We start from the raw sequence: 19510 nt of genomic DNA, 5'->3' as shown, positions 1-19510 counted from the left end.
TTTTTTCATATAATTTAAGTAATAAAAAGATGAAATCGTTTTCTGATTTAATTAATGTAAACGATTTCGATAATTAAAACGTATTTTTAAAAAAATTAACAGGTTTAGAGCTTTTTTGCTACATAAAGAAAGCGTTTACTTAAGGGGAAGGTGGAAAGCAAGATGGATGCATACTTATTAGCTATTACGGTTGTCGCAATTGTTATTGTTATTGTAGGTGTTTCAGTTTTTAAATGGCATGCGTTTATCAGTTTAACGGTTGCGAGTTTGTTTTTAGCAATTGCTTCTGGGTTATCAATGGATAAAATTGTTGCCGCTTACGAAACGGGAGTGGGCGGTGTTTTAGGACACTTAGTAGGAATTTTAGCACTGGGAACAATTTTAGGTAAGCTGATGGCTGATTCAGGCGCTGGCATGCAGGTAGCGGATTATTTTGTAAGAATATTCGGTGTGAAAAGATTGCCGTGGGCAATGCTAGTAGCAGGTTTCATTATTGGTATTCCTGTTTTCTTCGAAGTAGGAATTTTAATCTTACTGCCTTTAGTTATTTCGATTCATAAAACAACAAAACAAAATATATTATTGATTGCTCTGCCAGTTATTGCAGGATTATCAATTGTTCACGGTCTCGTTCCTCCTCATCCGGGAGCGATGGCAGCTATTAGTATTTACGGAGCAAATACGGGGAAAGTGCTTTTATACGCGTTAATCATTTCAATTCCAGCAGCAGTTATCGCTGGACCAGTTTTTGCAAAATGGGTTAACAAACGAGTAATTCCAGAAGGAGAGCCGGATTTAATTCGTATCACGACAACATCTAAAGATCTTCCTGGTACAGGTGTTTCATTCTTTGTTATTTTACTTCCTGTTTTATTAATGGTTTTAGCAGCAATAGCGCCTATTATTAACGGATTGCCAAGCGGCGTAGTGAAGTTTGTAGAATTAATAGGAAGTCCATTAATTGCACTTTTAATTTCTTGTTTTGCAGCGTTTTACCTGCTTGGAAAACGTCAAGGTATGACAAAAGATGTGATTAAAAAACTAACGGAAGAATGTTTGCTTCCTGTAGGATCTATTGTCTTGATTATTGGTGCAGGCGGTGGCTTCAAACAAGTATTAATCGATAGTGGAGTAGGTACAACGATTGGTCAAATGTCTGAACATCTATCTCTATCACCACTTGTACTTGCATTTTTAATTGCTGGATTAATCCGTATCGCTACGGGTTCAGCAACAGTTGCATTAACAACAGCGGCGGGTATTGTTTCACCGATCATTGAGCACATGTCTGGTGTTAATTTAGAACTTCTGGTTATCGTTACGGGCGCGGGTTCACTAATGTTCTCTCACGTTAATGATGCTGGATTCTGGATGGTGAAGGAGTATTTAGGATTAACAGTAAAAGAAACGTTCAAAACATGGACTGTTCTGGAAACGCTTCTATCCTTTATTGCTTTTGCAGGAGCACTTATTCTAAATGCAATAATCTAAAAATAAGACTCTTTTACTCTATGTAAAAGAGTCTTATTTTTTTATGAAAGAAAAGAATTTACTAGAAAAATAATCAAAATATTTTATTTATTCGTTAAATTATGGCAAAATAGAAATAGAAGAACAATAGCTTCTAAGAAGGGAATGACAGAGAGTGAGTAATCAACTAGTATTTTTCACAAACTTTTCAGAAGGAAAATTAGATTCAGACGTTTCTTGGTATTGTCCACCAGCTCAATTTCAAATTGATACGGAAACGAATCGATTAGTGATTAAAACAGACGCTAAAACAGATTTTTGGCAGCGTACTCATTATGGCTTTGAAGCGGACAATGGACACTTTCTTTATCGTGAAGTAGAAGGCGACTTTGAAATCATGACAAAGGTGCATACATATCCAGTTAATCGCTACGATCAAGCAGGTCTCATGATTCGTGTATCAAAACGTCAGTTGAATACAATCCCGATGGCCCTAACCAATTAGGAGCAGTCGTAACCAACCAGGGCTTCTCAGATTGGTCTAGTCAAAATTTTACTCAAAACAAATCAGCGCTTTATTTTAAAATTCAGCGCAAAAATGATGATTACACCGTTTGTTATTCAAGTGATGGAGATTCCTGGACTCAGCTCCGACTCGCTCACTTATTGCACTCATCCAAAGAACCTGTTCAAGTTGGGATTTACGCTTGTAGTCCTCAAGGAGAAGGATATGAGGCCCAATTTGATTTTATAAAAGTAGAAAAGCTTTAAACGAAAAACACGATTTAGTCACAGCTAAATCGTGTTTTTTATTTAGAGAGTACATTATCTAAAGGCTGTGTGGCAGCAGTGGGTGTCGATTGATTGTGTAAAGCAATTTTTTGTTTGAAATAGCTGATGACAAACCCTGTAATCGCAATGGACATAACAGAGAAAATTCCTTTTGAAAATCCAATTGAATACATGCTCGACAGCACGACGAGGAAATCAAATGAAAAATTCACTTTTCCAGGATCCCAACCGAATTTTCGCTGCGCGAATAACGCTAGAATATTAGCACCCCCAAGAGAAGCTCCGTTCATAAATAAAATGGATAAGCCAAGACCGGCAATTAGTCCGCCCGTAACAGCACCCATCAGGCTGGGAAGTGTAAAAGCAGGAAGCAAGTGATCGAGTGAAGTGAGAAGTGATAGCAAAGACACTGATCCTATAGTTGTGACGGTAAATTTCCATCCCATTTGAAAGAAGGAAAAGAGATAAAAAGGAATATTAATGAGAAAAAAAATCACCGCAAACGACAAAGGAAGGGCATATGACAAGCTAAGAGACAGACCAGCTGTTCCCCCCGTCACTACGTGAGAGTGCCGCAAGATAAGAACACCAATACTTGCAATCGTACATCCAAGAATAATCCATAAAACTTTTTTCATAAATAAACCCCTTTGTTTGTTTTTTCGGAATTTTCATTTTCAATTATCTACTTTAATGATAGGATATTAAATAAAGAAAACACATGTATAAATGAAGGAAATAATACTTGTTCTGTTATCAACTTGAATAAAGATTTTATTTATTATATTCATTTTGAAAGGAAAGGTTTGTATGGATCAAATCGATGCACAATTATTGTCTATTTTGCAAAGAGACGGGCGTATGACGATTAGTGATTTATCAAAAAAGCTGGCTCTTAGCCGTCCGAGCGTATCAGAAAGGCTGCAGCGCCTTCAGGAACAAGGAGTGATACAGCGTTTCAGCGCTACGGTGTCTCCGAAAGCTTTAGGGAGAGATACACAGCTGTTTATTCAAGTAAGCGAATTAAAAAGAAAACCAGAAGAATTTGAAGACTTTATTGAGCAAAATGAAGATGTGCTTGAATGTCATCGCGTAACGGGACCGGTTTCTTATTTTATCAAAGCAGCCGTGTCTGGAATGGATGGACTTAGAATGCTCGTGGATGAACTGATTCCTTATGGAAATGTGAATACCTCAATTATTTTAAAGTCGCCTGTAGAAAACAGGATGATTACTCCTATACAAAAACCGACCCCATAAGAGGCCGGTTTTTTGTGTAAGGACATATTAATAAAACCCTTTAATAATATAAAAATGATTTTGCAAAATATCAGGAACTTCTTCTTCTGAAACGTTTCTTTTCGTCTTTTTTCCGCTGTCTGTTACAGTTAGTGTTTCACCAGAGAGGGTAATTCGCCCTGTAGGTGTTGCGATCGTAACAAGGCGTTTGTGTACAAACGGAGAATCAGCTGACGTTTGATTGAACTCACACATGGGAGTAAAGTCTGTCAGTTTCTTAGGAAGCGTAGACACACGGTACAGCGTTTTCCATACATCATCTTCCCATCGCTGCAAATCATACATATGCTCAGCAACGTTTGTCATACGATAAGAGCCGCTTACATCTCTTACTACTTCGCCATTTAAAGGCATTGGCTTGCGAACAGAATCTCCAAATCCAACGTCTACGATGTAAGACTGATTTTTAACCGTCACAAGGTTTGTAGCGTGACTTCCTTCAATGGTCCACGTGCCATCGGGTTTTTTGACGGTAGCTGAAACGTACGAGACTTCATAACCGCTTTCTTTTAACAGCCAGCCAAATAAACCGTTTAATTCGTAGCAAAATCCTCCGCGCAAATTTACAATTACTTTTTGAAAGATCCGTTCTAAATCAATGATAATAGGAGTTTGAGACAAAACGTCTAAGTTCTCAAACGGAACATGAAGCATATGCTTGTTCTGTAAAGCAGCTAAGTTTTCATACGTTGGACTATCCGGTTTCTTAGCTAAAAACCGACTAAAATAATAATTAATATTCATCAAATACACCTCTTAGTGAATCATTTCTCTTTGTCTTTAAGCTTAGCAGAATATTCATGTAACAGCGTTTTTTCAATGGTTTCTTTGGAAGTAAATTCTTTCAATCTCAGCTTTTTGTTCTTTACTGACTTCTCTTAAAGGATTAGTGGCTAGAAAACATAGTGGACAGACAAAATCAAAATAAAATTCAGCGTGTGCTTTCATCCCGTCATGCTCCTTTATGGCATGTTTTTAGTTTATCAAAAGTAAAGACGGTTCTTCCAACTTGGGGACTGTGGAAAAATAGTTGACAAAATTGGATAACTCTTTCTATAATATAGTCAATACATATCACGAGCGATTAGTTCAGTGGGAGAATACATCCTTGACAGGGATGGGGTCGGGGGTTCGAATCCCTCATCGCTCATACCAAAGCCGTTTTCTTATTAATAAGAGAGCGGCTTTTCTCTTTGGCTTAACAAACCAATGCTATATTAAATCTTGAGCGCGTATAGAAGAATTAAAGTATAATGAAACATAGTGCATCAGGTCATGATAAAGATAATCACTAATTTAAAATAAATGAGGGTACAAAATGAATCAAAGAAGTTTTAGTCAATACGGTCTTAGTGACAAGGTAGCTAAGGCACTTTCTAGCCTGCAATACAATCATCCTACGGAAGTACAAAGCAAGGTGCTTCCCATCGCGCTAGAAGAAAGAGATGTTGTCGTGAAGTCTCAAACAGGAAGTGGAAAAACGGCTTCCTTTGGCATTCCACTGTGTGAATTAGTTAATTGGGAAGAAAATAAGCCCCAGGCCTTAGTGTTAACGCCTACACGAGAGCTGGCTGCACAGGTAAAAGAAGATATTACCAATATCGGCCGTTTTAAGAGAATTAAAGCAGCAGCTGTCTATGGAAAATCACCATTTGCCAAGCAAAAAGTAGAATTAAAGCAAAAAACACATATTGTCGTGGGAACGCCTGGACGAGTGCTTGATCATATAGAAAAAGAAACGCTTGCATTAGAGAAAATTCGTTATTTGGTTATTGATGAAGCAGACGAAATGCTAAATATGGGTTTTATTGATCAAGTGGAAGCAATTATTCAACATCTTCCTAGTGAGCGTGTAACGATGCTTTTCTCGGCTACGCTTCCTGAAGATATTGAAGAGCTGTCTCGCAAATATATGAAGAAGCCGGTTGATGTTGAAATCAAAGCGAACGGATTAACAACAAGCACGATTGACCATTCTGTTATAACAGTACAAAATGAACGTAAATTTGAACTGCTGAAAGACGTAACTACAGTAGAAAATCCAGACAGCTGCATCATTTTTTGCCGCACGCAAGAGCAGGTAAATACGCTGTTAGATGATTTAGATGATCTTGGATATCCTTGTGATAAAATTCATGGGGCAATGGTGCAAGAAGACCGTTTTGAGGTTATGAATGATTTCAAAAAAGGGAAATTCCGCTATTTAGTAGCAACAGATGTAGCTGCGAGAGGAATTGATATTGATAATATCACGCACGTTATTAACTATGACCTTCCGTTGGAAAAAGAAAGCTACGTTCACCGTACGGGAAGAACGGGACGTGCCGGTAAAAAAGGGAAGGCTATCACATTTGTAACGCCTTATGAAGAGAGAATGCTATCGGAAATTGAAGAATATATTGGTTTTTCGATTCCAGTATCTACTCCTCCTTCTAAAGAAGAAGTACAGCAGGCAGCATTCGCTTTTAATGAAAAAATTAATGAGCGTCCAGAAGTTAAAAAAGATAAAAGCGAGTCATTAAATAAAGACATTATGAAGCTGTACTTTAACGGCGGAAAGAAAAAGAAAATTCGAGCGGTCGATTTTGTAGGAACAATCGCAAAATTAGACGGAGTAACCGCAGACGATATTGGAATTATTACCATTCAAGAAAATGTCTCGTATGTAGAGATTCTGAATGGAAAAGGTCCCAAAGTGTTGCAAGCAATGAAAAACAAAACAATTAAAGGAAAGAAATTAAAAGTTCATAAAGCGATTAAATAATAAAGGAAAGTCCATCTTTTTAAAGATGGGCTTTATTTATACAGCCAATAAAGGAGTTGAAAGTATGAAGTACATAAAAGAAGCGTGTGTAGAAGGGTATGAGCAGGCAAAAAAAGCCGAAAAGCTAGGAGCAGACCGCATTGAATTATGTGACAACCTCAGTCAAGGAGGCACTACGCCAAGTTACGGCACCATTCAACATGCAAGTGAACATCTTGATACAGATATCAACGTGATTATTCGCCCAAGAAGCGGGAACTTTGTATATTCGGAAGCAGAATTTCAAATTATGAAAAAAGACGTTAAAGCATGTAAAGACCTTGGAGTAAACGGAGTAGTATTCGGCATATTAACAGAAAAAAATGAAATCGATCACGGACGCACTAAAGAATTAATAGCAGAAGCTCGTCCTTTAAGCGTTACGTTTCATATGGCATTTGATGAGATTAAAGATAAATACAAAGCCATTGATATACTTAGTGAAATGGGAGCAGACCGCATTTTGACCAAAGGTGGGAAAGGGTCTGCTTTGCAAAACTTGCAGGTGATCCGAGAACTGATCACATACGCCAATGACCGTCTTATTATTTTGCCCGGCGGAGGAATTCATGAAGGCAACGCAGATCGGGTTATAAAAGACACACAGGCGACTGAATTACACGGAACAAAAATTGTAGGAGATTTATCGGATTAAATAAAAGAGGCTGGGACAAAAGTATGTTAGTCAAAGTGAAAAACGAACCACTAATCAACATGTTTGATTGGTGGTTCGTTTTTTTGTGATGGTAAATATAGTTTTATGTGTTTCGTTCCTTCTAGCAGGTGATTGGAGGGCAAGGCGAAGACTCCTGCGGGAACAGCGGAATAGATGAGACCCCGCAGGAGCACAAGCGACGAGGAGGCTCAGCGCCCGCCCGCGGAAAGCGAAGCCTTGCACGGAAATCAACTGCTGTGTAATAAGCAGTCCAGCTCATCTATCTCCCTTGTTCATCTTTAGGTTGGATTCATTTCGTTATGTCTCAACCTCTTTTATTTTGATGTGTTTTCTTTTGCTGCTAAGCCGCTCGTCATTTTGGTACGCTGAAAGAAAAACGAACCTACGACGAGTACAGCAATTAAAAGAGTTAAAAAGAACTGTGAACGCAATGAATCAATAAATGCCATGGCAATAAAGATACTAGTGATGGCAAGGATTGTAGCGTAAGTTAAGTAAGGAAACAACCACATTTTAATTTTTAATGCTTCAGGGTTTTCTTTTTCATATTTTTTTCTCATTTTAATTTGTGAAAATGCAATAACGAGGTACACAAGAAGGGCTACGCCGCCTGATGCATTCACTAAGAACAAAAAGATTTTATCTGGCGAAATATAGTTAAAGATGACGCTGATGTACGAAATAACTGTACATGCTAATATCGCGCTAACCGGTACGCCTTTTTTATTTAATTTTGAAAAGCTTTTTGGCGCATTACCATTTTGAGACATGGAAAACAGCATACGAGAGCTTGTATACAAACCAGAGTTCAGACAAGAAAGGACAGCTGTTAAAATAATAAAGTTCATAATTTGAGCGGCGGCCGGTATGTTTACTAATTCAAGAATAGAGACAAATGGGCTTTTCATTAGGCTTGATGAATTCCACGGAAGAACGGTTACTAAAATAAAAATAGATCCTAAATAGAAAAATAAAATACGATAAATAACGGTATTGGTCGCAATGGTAATGGCTTTTTCAGGTTGAGAAGATTCACCTGCCGCGGTTGCAACAATTTCTGTTCCCATAAAGGAGAACATGACAAGGGCGATTCCTAAAAATACAGAGCTAATTCCATTCGGTAAAAAGCCGCCTTTATGCAAAAGATTGGAAGTGCCGGGAGAATCAATTCCTGGAATGAATCCACAAATAATAGCAATACCTAAAAGTAAAAAAAGAACGATACTGACAACTTTAATGAGAGAAAACCAATATTCAAATTCTCCGAAAGATTTAACAGAGTACAGATTGGTCATCGTTAATAAAAAAGTAAGAGCCAGGCTGACTCCCCAAGACGGTAAAGACGGGAACCAGTATTGAATAATATTTGCACCTGCAATGGCTTCAACAGCAATAACGATAACCCAGAAAAACCAGTAGAGCCAGCCAATTGTGTAGCCGGCCCAAGGGCCTAATGCCTCTTTTGCATAAGTGGAAAACGAACCGCTGGAAGGATTTGCAGTAGACATTTCTCCAAGCATTCGCATGACTAAAATAACGAGTAAACCAGCAAATGCGTACGAAAAAATAGAGCCGGGTCCAGCGGTGTTAATGAGTGATCCGCTTCCAATAAACAATCCAGCGCCAATAATTCCTCCAAGAGAAATCATGGTGATATGCCGGATCTTTAACTCTTTTTTTAACTGTGGCTGTGGATGGCTGTTCATTTGTAACCTCCTATATAACCTGAATTTTTAGTTAATACGGAGAATTATAGTATGTTATAAGGTGCAAGGACAGGATGTTGTTAGAAGTTCTTTCATATAAAAAAACGGATATGAATGGTTGCATTCATATCCGGCTTACTCTGACACAGACATTCATTATGCGTAGAAAGTACCTGATTAGCGCCTTTTTTCTTTATTATAATAAGCAATGCAGATGAATTTTTTATGAATGGTAGCTGAAAATAAGCTGAATGATTGTTTTAGATACGTTAATCAAAAGAGATGTACATCCGATTAAAGGATAATATGGAATGATATTCAAACTCTCCGTAAAGCGCTAAATGCGGGTTTTCCTTTCTGAAAACGGGTATATATAGTAGTAAGAAGTTCATTCTTTTACTAAGTATAAAAGAAAGATGTGCGATAGAAACAGGAGGTTATAAATAATGAAACATGTTGAAGTAGTAGAAAACGGAGCGAATATTAACGAAGCAGTTAATCAATTTGCAGATAAAGGTTTTGAGAAAAATGAAGTATACGTGTTTACCTATGACAAGGAAAATTCTAAAAATTTAACTGAAGTAACGGACACAAATATTATTCGACTGTCTGAAGAAGGTCCTTTACATTCAGCAGCGAGTTTATTTTTAACAAGAGAAGATGAGCTTCGAACAAAAATGGCTTCGCTAGGCTTATCAAAAGACGAAACTAAAAAATATGAAGAAGAGTTAAAGAAAGGCAGTGCGATTGTAGTGGCTGCTACGGGAGAAAGAAAAGACGTTTAATTAGGGCAAAAGTAGTTTAGTTAAAGTAAGATCCGAACGCGGTTGATTCTCTATCAAGAATCAGCCGCGTTCGGATTTTTTTGTGGGGACGGTGTAACAAGTGATCTATACGAGCTCCTTTATTCCATTTGTTTGTCTTTAAATTCACTCGATTTCGTTATGTCTCACACTCTTTTTTGTTTTTTCCAATATATGATTGATAAAACTAATGGTATTAGTTAAAATAAAAACTAATACCATTAGTTTTTATTTTGATAATAGGGGATGAGGAAATGAGAATAGTTCGTGAGAAAATGTTGTATCAATTGACGTTTTTGCCTCGATTTTTTCCAGTGAATTGTTATTTAGTCGAAGAGAAAGACAGTCTTACGTTAATTGATGCGGCTCTTCCTTACAGCGCGTCAGGTATTTTGAAAGCTGCAGATCAAATTGGAAAACCGATTACTCGAATTGTTTTTACTCATACTCATGAAGATCACATCGGAGCGATTGATAATTTGAAGAAAAGTTTGCCGAATGCTTCTGTTTATATGTCGCAAAGAGATTATCGATTATTTTCAGGAGACTTTGCACTCAATTCTGAAGAACCTCAAAACCCAATCCGTGGAGGAATACCAAAACTAGGAAAGATTTCAACTAAAATTGATCATTTCATCGAAGAAGAGTCTTATATAGGCTCACTTGCTCCTATTTTTACACCTGGACATACACCTGGGTCTATGTCTTTTTTAGACCAGAGAACAAACGCATTAATTGCGGGAGATTCTTTCCAAGTGCGGGGAGGAGTTGCCGTATCAGGTCAGTTAAAACCGCTGTTTCCGTTTCCTGCCTTTGGAACGTGGAGCAAAGAGCTAGCGCTTAAAAGTGCAGAAAAGCTATATGAATTAAACCCGTCACTTCTTGCTGTTGGACACGGAAGAATGCTTTCTCAACCGCTAAAAATGATGGAAAAAGCAATACAACAAGCAAAAGTAAAAATAGAAAAGAGGAGATGAAGGGATGTCGCCACGACAAGGACTAGATTTCAAAAAGGTTATTCAAACAGGTGAAAATTTGGCCAATCGTGAAGGGTTTTATGCTGTTACAATTGCTTCATTAGCCAAAGAATTAGATGTTCGCCCTCCGTCTTTGTATAATCATATAAAAGGGTTAGAAGAGCTGCGCAAAGAACTGGCTTTAAGCGGACTGCAGCAGCTACACTATCTTCTAAAAAGTGCTGTTGAACATGCTTCTGCAGAAGACGCTGTTTATCAGCTAAGTAAAGCGTACGTTTCATTTGTAAGAAAGTCTCCCGGAATATACGAAGCAACGGCAACGGTGGCACCAACGATACAGGATGAAGAAGTACAAAAAGCATCTGATAACATCGTATTTTTAGTGCTGGAGGTGTTAAAACCGTATCATCTTCCGGAAAGTGAAGCCCTTCATGCTGTTAGAAGTCTCCGCAGCATTTTACATGGATTTTCTTCTTTGGAGCAAAAAGGGGGATTTGGCATGCCGTTGAGTACTGATGAGACACTAGATTTTTTAATTCGTACGTTTGTATTGGGGCTACACCGGTATGAACAGACCCCATAAATTTCATTAATGCCACTAAGCCTAACGCTTTAATGGAAATTGAAAAAAAACAGAAAGAATGATAGATTACAAATAAAGACATTTATTCCTATTGTTTTAGGGTTGTTACTGATGAAGCAGGCAAAACCTAAGCTGCAAGGACAGAAAAGGTAGTTTCTGTTTGTTGCTGTTTAGGTATTTTTTGCTTTTGTTTAAAATAACCAGCTCTTTTAATTTATTTTATAAAGGGGAAATCTTCTGAGAATGGAGAGAAACAAACATGCTTAATTCAAGAATGATCGTCATATTAAGAGAACTAATGTCCGTACAGTCTACATTATCAACCGTTACGAGCGAATATTTAGCAACAGTAAATCAGGTATCTTCTCGAACTATTCGAACGGATATAAAACAGTTAGATGACATGTTGTCTCAGTACGGGGCCAAAATTAAATCAGCTCGAGGGACGGGATATGAACTTAGCGTTTTAGATGAAAAACAATTTCATCAGCTATTAAAAGAACTTTCGGCTAATCAATTATTTGATTCAACTTCTGTTCCAACCGTTCCTGATGACCGCGTGCATTATTTAATTAAAAGACTGCTGCTAGCAGACGGATATTTGAAGCTCGAAGATTTAGCAGACGAGTTATATATTAGCAAATCAACGGTTCAAAACGATTTAAGAGATGTTAAAAAACAGCTGTGTAAGTATGATATTCTTTTAGAAAAACGTCCTAACTATGGCTTGAAAGCTAAAGGGGACGAAATGAAAATGAGATTTTGTATGTCTGAGTACATATTTAACCGAAAAGATAAAGAAGTAGATATGGTATACAATGAAATATCCATCCTGCCCCAAGAATCAATCTTAACGATTAAAGCCCACATTTTAAATCAAATAAAACGATACAATATTATGGTTTCAGATATTGGATTAAATAATTTAATCATTCATTTAGCAATAGCTTGTAAGCGAATACAAGAAGAAAATTTTATCTCTTTGTATTCAGAAGACTTGCTTGAAATTATGGAGCATAAAGAATATGAAGTAGCAGCTGAAATTGTGAGGGAAATTGAAAAGGCATTCAAGATTCGTTTTCCGAAATCAGAAACAGCGTATATCGCCATTCATTTGCTAGGTACAAAAATGCTCAACAGTAGCAATCATGAAGACAAAGAAGTGAAGCAGTTTATTGCCGCAGATATTTATGAATTAACAGCGGCTATATTAGAAGCAATTGAAAAAGAGCTTCATTTAGGAATTAGTGAAGATTCAGAGTTGATTCTTGGCATGAGTTTGCATTTGAAACCGGCTATCAACCGCTATAAATATGGAATGAATCTGCGAAACCCGATGCTTGAAGGAATTAAGAGTCATTACCCTCTTGCTTTTGAAGCTGGAATTATTGCCGGGAAGGTTTTAAAAAATCGCCTTGAAATTGACATGCATGAAACGGAAATTGGCTATTTAGCTTTACATATTGGAGGGGCCATTGAACGTCGGAAAATTATCAATCAGCCTAAGCGCTGTTTGATTGTATGCGCATCGGGAGTAGGGAGTGCCAAGCTATTATCATATAAGCTGCAGGCTACGTTTGGATTAAATCTTACTATTTTAGGAACAACTCAGTATTATAAGCTTCACCAAATGTCGCTGCACTCTTTAGATTTTATTGTTAGTACCATTCCAATTCCAGAGGATCTTCCTGTTCCTGTAGTACAAGTAAGTACAATTCTAGGAAACAATGATTTTAAAAAAATTGAATGTTTAATGAAGAATAAACCGCAGTCTTCGTTAGAATACACGAAAAAAGAATTAGTATATTTACAGCAAGAATTTCAAACAAGAGAAGAAGTGCTTCATTTTTTAGGAGAGAAATTAACTCATCTAGGACTAGTTCCTTTTCAATTTATAGAATCTGTTTTTGAAAGAGAAGCTGCATCCCCAACAAGTTTTGGCAATCTCGTTGCGATTCCGCATCCTATGGTTCCTCAAACCGATACGACGTTTTGGGCCATTTGCACGTTAAAAAAACCGATTATGTGGGAAGGAAATCTTGTGCAATTTATTTGTCTTTTAAGTGTAAAAGCGAATAATCAAGGCGATTTGCAGAAGATGTACAGTTTGTTGGTTCGCGTTGTGGATGACAAGCAGGTCGTGCAGCGCTTAGTAAAGTGCAAGGATTATGAGGAGTTTATAGAGGTATTTATGAAAAATATTAGATAAAAGAAGTCCAAGAGAGGGGCTTCTTCTTTTATCTGAATGTTCAAACATAATTTTTCCGTTACTAACGGAAAAAGGTTGTGTATAAATGTAAGCGCTTTTATTTTAAGATAAAACTATCAACAAAACAGATAGCAAAATAAAAAAACGGGGGAATGACAGATGAATATTCTATTATGTTGTGCAGCTGGAATGTCTACAAGTTTACTAGTAACAAAAATGGAAAAAAGTGCTCAGGACCAAAGCACGGAGTATAAAATTTGGGCAGTTCCTGGTGACTCTGTTCGCAACCATATTGATCAAGCAGATGTACTGTTATTAGGACCTCAAGTGCGCTACTTGCTGCCGCAGCTTAAGAAGCTAGGTGAAGAAAAAGGAGTGCCAGTTGACGTTATAAATCCTGTTCACTACGGAACGTGTAATGGAGAACAAGTGTTAAAATTTGCAGCTCAACTAGTTTCAAAATAGGAGTGTGGACTACATGAGCAAATTTAATAGTATGCTTGAAAGCAAAGTAATGCCTATCGCCGGAAAAATGGCAGGTCAACGCCATTTACAAGCACTTCGAGACGGTATTGTTCTAACAATGCCGCTCATTATTATCGGTTCCGTATTTTTAATACTATCGAATTTACCGATACCAGGTTACAACGACTTTATGGCAGGGATTTTCGGAAAAGAATGGGCCACAAAAATGGCGTATCCAGTTGGAGCTACATTCGATATTATGGCGCTGCTTGCTTGTTTCGGAATAGCCTATCGATTAGCTGAAAAATATGGAGTAGACGCTTTGTCCGCAGGTGCTATTTCACTTGCTGCCTTTTTACTTGCTACTCCGTATAAAGTGTCGTTTCTCCCAAGCGGCGCTAAAGAAGCTATTTTAGTAGACGGCGGAATTCCAACCGCTTTAATGGGAAGTAAAGGACTTTTCGTAGCAATGATTGTCGCGATTCTCTCTACGGAAATTTACAGATGGTTTATTCAAAAAGATATTGTCATCAAGATGCCTGATGGAGTTCCACCCGCTGTTGGAAAATCGTTTGCCGCTCTTATTCCTGGCTTCACGGTAATAGCATTTATTTGGATTTTACGTTTGTTAGTAGAACAAACGCATTTTGGAAGTCTGCATAATATCGTTGGAGAATTGCTTGGAAAGCCTTTAGGTGTGTTAGGCGGCAGTTTAGGCGGTACGCTAGTTGCCGAGCTTGTTATTATGCTCATGTGGTCTTGTGGACTTCATGGAGCGAATATTGTCGGTGGAATTATGGCTCCAATTTGGTATGGAGCTATGGATGAAAACAGAATTGCATTTGCTAACCATGAAGCATTACCCAATATTTTCACACAGCAGTTCTTTGACATTTGGATTAATATCGGAGGCAGCGGAGCGACACTAGCTCTAGTCGTTGCCATGATTTTAAAAGCGCGCAGTCAACAAATGAAGCAGCTTGGTAAATTAGGAATAGGGCCAGCTCTTTTTAATATCAATGAGCCGATTATCTTTGGACTTCCGATGGTGATGAATCCAATGATGCTTATTCCGTTTATTATTACCCCTCTTGTGACGGTAGTAGCAACCTATATTGCCATGTCGACAGGACTGGTAGCAAAACCAGCAGGTATTGCGGTTCCTTGGACCATGCCTCCGATTATTTCTGGCTATTTGGCCACAGGAGGAAAATTATCGGGTGCAGTTATGCAAGCTATTAACATCGGCATTTCTGTTTGCATTTATTATCCTTTCTTTAGAATGTGGGATAAACAAAAATTCACTGAAGAACATGGTATACAGCCTGCAGTTGAAGGGGTACCAAGTGATACACAGAAAGATATTGTGTGAGGAGGGATAAAGAATGGAAAGCGTTCAAGAATATATTTTTAAATTAATCTTACACGGTGGAAACGGCAGAAGTTCAGCAATGGAAGCGATAGCGGCTGCCAAAAAGGGAGATTTTTCAGAAGCGCGTGAAAAGCTTACACAAGCTTCTGAAGAATTAAATGCTGCTCATCATATCCAAACGTCGTTAATTCAAGGAGAAATTAGAGGGGATAGCACAGAAATTTCTCTGCTCATGATTCATGCTCAAGATCATTTAATGAATGCGATGACGGTAAAAGAAATGGCTACTGAATTTGTAGATTTATATGAAGCAATCAAAATTTCTGGGGGGATTACATTATGACAAAAGGTATTAAAATTGTAACGATTGGCGGAGGTTCAAGCTATACGCCTGAACTAATAGAAGGGTTTATTAAACGATATGATGAACTTCCAGTTCGAGAACTGTGGCTAGTAGACGTGGAAGAAGGAAAAGAAAAATTAGAGATTGTTGGAAATTTAGCGAAGAGAATGGTGAAAAAATCAGGTTTGCCAATCGAGGTTCATTTAACGTTAAATCGAAGAGAAGCACTAAAAGATGCGGATTTCGTAACAACTCAATTTCGCGTTGGCTTGTTAGATGCACGAGCGAAAGATGAAAGAATCCCGCTTAAATACGGGGTGCTCGGTCAAGAAACAAACGGACCGGGAGGATTATTTAAAGGACTTCGCACCATTCCCGTTATTTTAGATATCTGCCGTGACATTGAAGAGTTATGTCCAGAAGCTTGGCTGATTAACTTCACAAATCCTGCTGGCATGGTAACAGAAGCTGTGCTTCGCTATAGTAACATTAAAAAGATTGTAGGACTTTGTAATGTGCCAATCGGAATGGAAATGGGGATTGCTAAGCTGCTTGATGTAGACCACTCTCGCATTCGAATTGATTTTGCTGGTTTAAATCACATGGTCTACGGATTAGATGTATATGTAGATGGTGTAAGTGTCAAAGATCAAGTTATTGATTTATTGAGTGATCCAACTAACAGCAGCTTTGTGAAAAATGTAGCAGGACTTGGATGGGAGCCAGAATTCACAAAAGCGCTAAATGCGTTAACGTGTCCATATCACATGTACTACTACAAAACGCGTGAAATGGTAGAAAAAGAGCTTGTTAATTATGAAAAAGGTGAAACCAGAGCAGAAGTCGTGAAACAGTTGGAAAAAGAGCTGTTTGAACTGTACAAAGATCCTAACCTAGACATTAAACCGCCTCAATTGGAACAGCGCGGAGGTGCTTATTATAGTGATGCAGCGGTTCGATTGATTACATCCATTTATACGGATAAAGGCGATATTCAACCTGTAAACACAGTGAACAATGGCGCTATTGCAAGCATTCCAGCTGATTCTGCTGTAGAAGTAAGCTGTATCATTACAAAAGATGGTCCAAAGCCAATTTCAGTCGGCGATCTTCCCGTACCTGTCCGCGGTCTTGTTCAAACCATTAAGTCATTTGAGCGGATTGCAGCTGAAGCAGCAGTGACAGGAGATTATGACAAAGCTATTTTAGCATTAACCATTAATCCTCTTGTTGCTTCTGATAAACTAGCTAAACAAATCGTCGATGAGATGTTAGAAGCTCATAAAGATTACTTGCCTCAATTTTTTAAAACCGTTCAAGCTTAAAGTCAAGCTGTTCGAATACAGTACGTATTCGAACAGCTTTTTCTGTTTATACAGCTAGATTTCTGACACCATCAATGTAACAATATAAAATAGAAACAGACAGCAAAGGGTGGCTAGAAATGATTCATTTATTAATTATGATGGTAGAACGAGTCGGAGTTATTGTCATCTTAGGTTTTTTGCTAGCACATACAAAAGTTTTTCGGCAATTTCTCCGTAAACAGCAAGGTTATAAAGGAAAAGCTGTACTTATTTTTATTTTTTCTCTTTTTAGCATTATTAGTAACTACACGGGAATTGAAATTCAAGGAACGATTATTCGAAATGAAGATTTATTATTAAAAGTAGATCCATCAAGCTCCATTGCAAATACGCGGATTATGGGTGTGGAAATGGGCGGTCTGCTTGGCGGTCCTTTTGTTGGTTTAGGAGTAGGACTACTTGCCGGCGTTCATCGCTTTATGTTAGGTGGGAGTACGGCGTTTAGCTGCGCTGTTTCATCCGTTTTGGCAGGAGTGTTAACTGGATATATCGGTTATGCCTACCGGAAAAAACATCGAACGATTACACCGCGCTTTGCTGCACTTGTAGGCATAGCGATGGAAACGCTTCAGATGCTGATTATTTTATTATTTGCTAAACCGTTTGATTCGGCATGGACGCTAGTGAGTATTATTGCTATTCCAATGATTATTGTAAATGGTACGGGAAGCTATATTTTCTTATCTATTATTCAGTCCATTTTACGGCAAGAAGAACAAATGAGAGCGCTTCAGACACACAAAGTATTATTAATCGCGGATCAAACTCTTCCGCATTTTCGGCAGGGTCTCACTAGTGAATCATGTGAAAATGTTGCAAATATTATTCATCGCTTCACAGGTACGGACGCTGTTTCGTTAACGGATACGCACAAAATTTTAGCTCATGTGGGAGAAGGAATTGATCACCATGTTCCTTCGCACAGTTTAATTACCGGGCTGTCTCACGAAGTGCTGAAGACGGGGAAAATTATGAAAGCAAAATCCAGAGAACAAATTGATTGTCAGCATAAAGACTGCCCGCTTCATGCCGCAATTGTAATGCCGCTTACTTCTCACGGTACTACCATTGGAACACTAAAAATGTACTTTAAAGATGCGAGCGGGTTAAGCCGGGTGGAGGAAGAGCTGGCAGAAGGATTGGCCAAACTTTTTTCAACTCAGCTAGAGCTCGGCGAAGCAGAGCTTCGAAGTAAATTGCTAAAAGATGCGGAGATTAAAGCTTTACAGGCACAGGTGAATCCTCACTTTTTATTTAATGCCATTAATACGATATCGGCGCTGTGCAGACAGGACGTAGAAAAAGCCAGAAAGCTGCTACTGCAGCTAAGCATTTATTTTCGTTCCAATTTGCAAGGTGCAAGGCAGCTGTTGATTCCGTTATCAAAAGAGCTTGATCATGTTCACGCGTACTTATCGCTTGAACAAGCCAGATTCCCTAATAAATACGAAATTGACATGTATATTGAAGAAGGACTAGATGATGTCTTGCTTCCGCCGTTTATTCTTCAAGTACTTGTGGAAAATGCCATTCGGCACGCGTTTCCGCGCAAACAAAAACACTGTCGCGTAGAAGTTTATATTGAGACAAAAGATAAATATGTATACGTAAAGGTAAAAGACAATGGACAAGGTATAGACACAAAACGATTGGAACTGCTTGGCAATGAGCCTGTTTTTTCAGAAAAAGGAACGGGGACGGCTCTTTACAATATTAAACAACGTTTACATGGATTGTTTGGAAAAGAAACGACACTGGAGTTTGACGTAACAGAAGGAACAGCAGTTTCGTTTGTTATACCAATTGAATTAAAAAGCGAGGGTATGTAATATGCTGCGAGTACTAATAGTAGACGATGAAATGTTAGCGCGAGATGAATTAAAATATTTACTCCACCGAACGAAAGAAGTAGACTTCATTGAAGAAGCTGAAAGTATCGAAGAGGCGTTGGATAAAATGATGGATGAAAAGCCGGATTTATTATTCTTAGATATACAATTGTCAGATGACAGCGGTTTTGATATTGCGAAAAGGCTTAAAAAAATGAAAAACCCGCCTGCTATTATATTTGCAACTGCGTACGATCAGTACGCTTTACAAGCCTTTGAAGTAGATGCAATTGACTATATTTTGAAGCCTTTTGATGAAGAAAGAGTGGTGCAGGCCATTCATAAATATAAAAAAATGCGTGTTCCTCATCACGTTGTTAAAGAAGAAGAACCGATAGGAGAGTCTTCTTCTCAAACGGGAAAGTTAGCGATTTCTGTAGACGATTCAATTGTGTTAGTAAATATAGAGGACATCTTGTTTGTAGGGCTAATAGAAGGAGAAGTCACCATTCAGACCATAACAGAATCCTATCATACTGCAGATACGCTGGCTATGCTAGAAAAAAAGCTCCCTTCTCAGTCGTTTGTTCGTGTGCACCGGGGTTATATCGTCAACGTACATCATATTTCCGAAGTACAGCCATGGTTTAATTCCACGTATAATTTAGTGATGAAAAACGATAAGCGAGTTCCTGTCAGCCGTACATATGCTAAAGAATTGAAGAAGCGTTTAGGAATTTAAGTAAGAAACAGCTTGCGTATGCATGTTAGCAGGCTGTTTTTTGCATTTCAAGGCTCGATTTTTGTAAGTGAGCA

At 38.1% G+C, this 19510-nt stretch carries 18 protein-coding genes, 1 tRNA gene and 1 pseudogene; 17 read left to right on the top strand and 3 right to left on the bottom strand.

The annotated features are described in order from the left end of the window. Nucleotides 1-162: 162 nt before the first annotated feature. Nucleotides 163-1491 (top strand): GntT/GntP/DsdX family permease, encoded by a 1329-nt coding sequence (locus tag ACWATA_RS20535; protein WP_033578069.1) that lies wholly within the window; start codon nt 163-165, stop codon nt 1489-1491. Between the two features lie 154 nt (nt 1492-1645). Beyond that, nucleotides 1646-2241: pseudogene (locus ACWATA_RS20530) on the top strand (DUF1349 domain-containing protein). A 38-nt stretch (nt 2242-2279) separates the two neighbouring features. Here ACWATA_RS20530 and ACWATA_RS20525 read toward each other — a convergent pair. After that, nucleotides 2280-2900 (bottom strand): YitT family protein, encoded by a 621-nt coding sequence (locus tag ACWATA_RS20525; RefSeq protein WP_033578070.1) that lies wholly within the window; start codon nt 2898-2900, stop codon nt 2280-2282. A gap of 172 nt (nt 2901-3072) precedes the next feature. Between ACWATA_RS20525 and ACWATA_RS20520 the strand changes: the two genes are divergently transcribed. After that, nucleotides 3073-3522, top strand: coding sequence for an Lrp/AsnC family transcriptional regulator (locus tag ACWATA_RS20520; RefSeq protein WP_033578071.1), 450 nt, complete (start codon nt 3073-3075; stop codon nt 3520-3522). A 27-nt stretch (nt 3523-3549) separates the two neighbouring features. On the opposite strand, the gene ACWATA_RS20515 is transcribed toward ACWATA_RS20520, so the two are convergent. Next, nucleotides 3550-4305 carry an arylamine N-acetyltransferase family protein gene (locus ACWATA_RS20515; RefSeq protein WP_028412326.1) on the bottom strand — a complete coding sequence of 252 codons (756 nt, stop codon included), beginning with the start codon at nt 4303-4305 and terminating at the stop codon, nt 3550-3552. A 334-nt stretch (nt 4306-4639) separates the two neighbouring features. Here ACWATA_RS20515 and ACWATA_RS20510 point away from each other — a divergent pair. The 4 genes from ACWATA_RS20510 (at nt 4640) to ACWATA_RS20495 (ending at nt 7282) form a co-directional block, all read left to right on the top strand. Then, nucleotides 4640-4711, top strand: a tRNA-Val gene (locus ACWATA_RS20510). Between the two features lie 168 nt (nt 4712-4879). Beyond that, nucleotides 4880-6325 (top strand): DEAD/DEAH box helicase, encoded by a 1446-nt coding sequence (locus tag ACWATA_RS20505; RefSeq protein ID WP_034269394.1) that lies wholly within the window; start codon nt 4880-4882, stop codon nt 6323-6325. 64 nt (nt 6326-6389) lie between these two features. Further along, nucleotides 6390-7019 (top strand): copper homeostasis protein CutC, encoded by a 630-nt coding sequence (locus ACWATA_RS20500; RefSeq protein ID WP_034269397.1) that lies wholly within the window; start codon nt 6390-6392, stop codon nt 7017-7019. 128 nt (nt 7020-7147) lie between these two features. Further along, entirely contained in the window at nt 7148-7282 is a 135-nt protein-coding gene (locus tag ACWATA_RS20495) for a hypothetical protein (protein ID WP_260506497.1), read from the top strand. Nucleotides 7283-7354: 72 nt separating this feature from the next. Here the strand turns inward: ACWATA_RS20495 and ACWATA_RS20490 are convergent, their stop codons facing one another. After that, nucleotides 7355-8746 carry an amino acid permease gene (locus tag ACWATA_RS20490; protein WP_033578078.1) on the bottom strand — a complete coding sequence of 464 codons (1392 nt, stop codon included), beginning with the start codon at nt 8744-8746 and terminating at the stop codon, nt 7355-7357. A 446-nt stretch (nt 8747-9192) separates the two neighbouring features. Here ACWATA_RS20490 and ACWATA_RS20485 point away from each other — a divergent pair, with 446 nt between their 5' ends. The 10 genes from ACWATA_RS20485 to ACWATA_RS20440 all read left to right on the top strand — a co-directional run bounded on the left by ACWATA_RS20485 (nt 9193) and on the right by ACWATA_RS20440 (nt 19436). Then, complete coding sequence (locus ACWATA_RS20485; RefSeq protein ID WP_028412322.1) at nt 9193-9531, top strand: YflT domain-containing protein; 339 nt, start codon at nt 9193-9195, stop codon at nt 9529-9531. A gap of 272 nt (nt 9532-9803) precedes the next feature. Further along, nucleotides 9804-10526: an MBL fold metallo-hydrolase gene (locus ACWATA_RS20480; protein WP_033578080.1), complete on the top strand. Its 723-nt coding sequence runs from the start codon at nt 9804-9806 to the stop codon at nt 10524-10526. A 4-nt stretch (nt 10527-10530) separates the two neighbouring features. Beyond that, nucleotides 10531-11109: a TetR/AcrR family transcriptional regulator gene (locus ACWATA_RS20475; protein WP_047751634.1), complete on the top strand. Its 579-nt coding sequence runs from the start codon at nt 10531-10533 to the stop codon at nt 11107-11109. Nucleotides 11110-11368: 259 nt separating this feature from the next. Further along, nucleotides 11369-13318 (top strand): BglG family transcription antiterminator, encoded by a 1950-nt coding sequence (locus tag ACWATA_RS20470; RefSeq protein WP_154991717.1) that lies wholly within the window; start codon nt 11369-11371, stop codon nt 13316-13318. A gap of 159 nt (nt 13319-13477) precedes the next feature. After that, the gene (locus ACWATA_RS20465; RefSeq protein WP_028412318.1) at nt 13478-13783 is read left to right on the top strand and encodes a PTS sugar transporter subunit IIB; all 306 of its coding nucleotides are present in this window, start codon (nt 13478-13480) and stop codon (nt 13781-13783) included. A 13-nt stretch (nt 13784-13796) separates the two neighbouring features. Beyond that, nucleotides 13797-15155, top strand: a complete 1359-nt coding sequence (gene celB, locus ACWATA_RS20460) for a PTS cellobiose transporter subunit IIC (RefSeq protein WP_028412317.1) — start codon at nt 13797-13799, stop codon at nt 15153-15155. Between the two features lie 13 nt (nt 15156-15168). Then, the gene (locus ACWATA_RS20455) at nt 15169-15498 is read left to right on the top strand and encodes a PTS lactose/cellobiose transporter subunit IIA (RefSeq protein WP_034269415.1); all 330 of its coding nucleotides are present in this window, start codon (nt 15169-15171) and stop codon (nt 15496-15498) included. Further along, nucleotides 15495-16823, top strand: a complete 1329-nt coding sequence (locus ACWATA_RS20450) for a 6-phospho-beta-glucosidase (protein ID WP_034269418.1) — start codon at nt 15495-15497, stop codon at nt 16821-16823. Before ACWATA_RS20455 ends, ACWATA_RS20450 begins: the two co-directional genes overlap by 4 nt. Nucleotides 16824-16942: 119 nt before the next feature. Continuing rightward, nucleotides 16943-18694: a sensor histidine kinase gene (locus ACWATA_RS20445; protein WP_221817862.1), complete on the top strand. Its 1752-nt coding sequence runs from the start codon at nt 16943-16945 to the stop codon at nt 18692-18694. A gap of 1 nt (nt 18695) precedes the next feature. After that, on the top strand, nt 18696-19436 hold the full coding sequence (locus ACWATA_RS20440; protein WP_098113872.1) for a LytR/AlgR family response regulator transcription factor: 741 nt from the start codon (nt 18696-18698) through the stop codon (nt 19434-19436). The last annotated feature ends 74 nt before the right edge of the window (nt 19437-19510 follow it).

The sequence above is a fragment of the Priestia sp. USM5 genome (genome assembly GCF_058323215.1).
The sequence above is the reverse complement of the archived record's forward strand: the minus strand, read 5'-3'. Positions and strand labels throughout refer to the sequence as shown.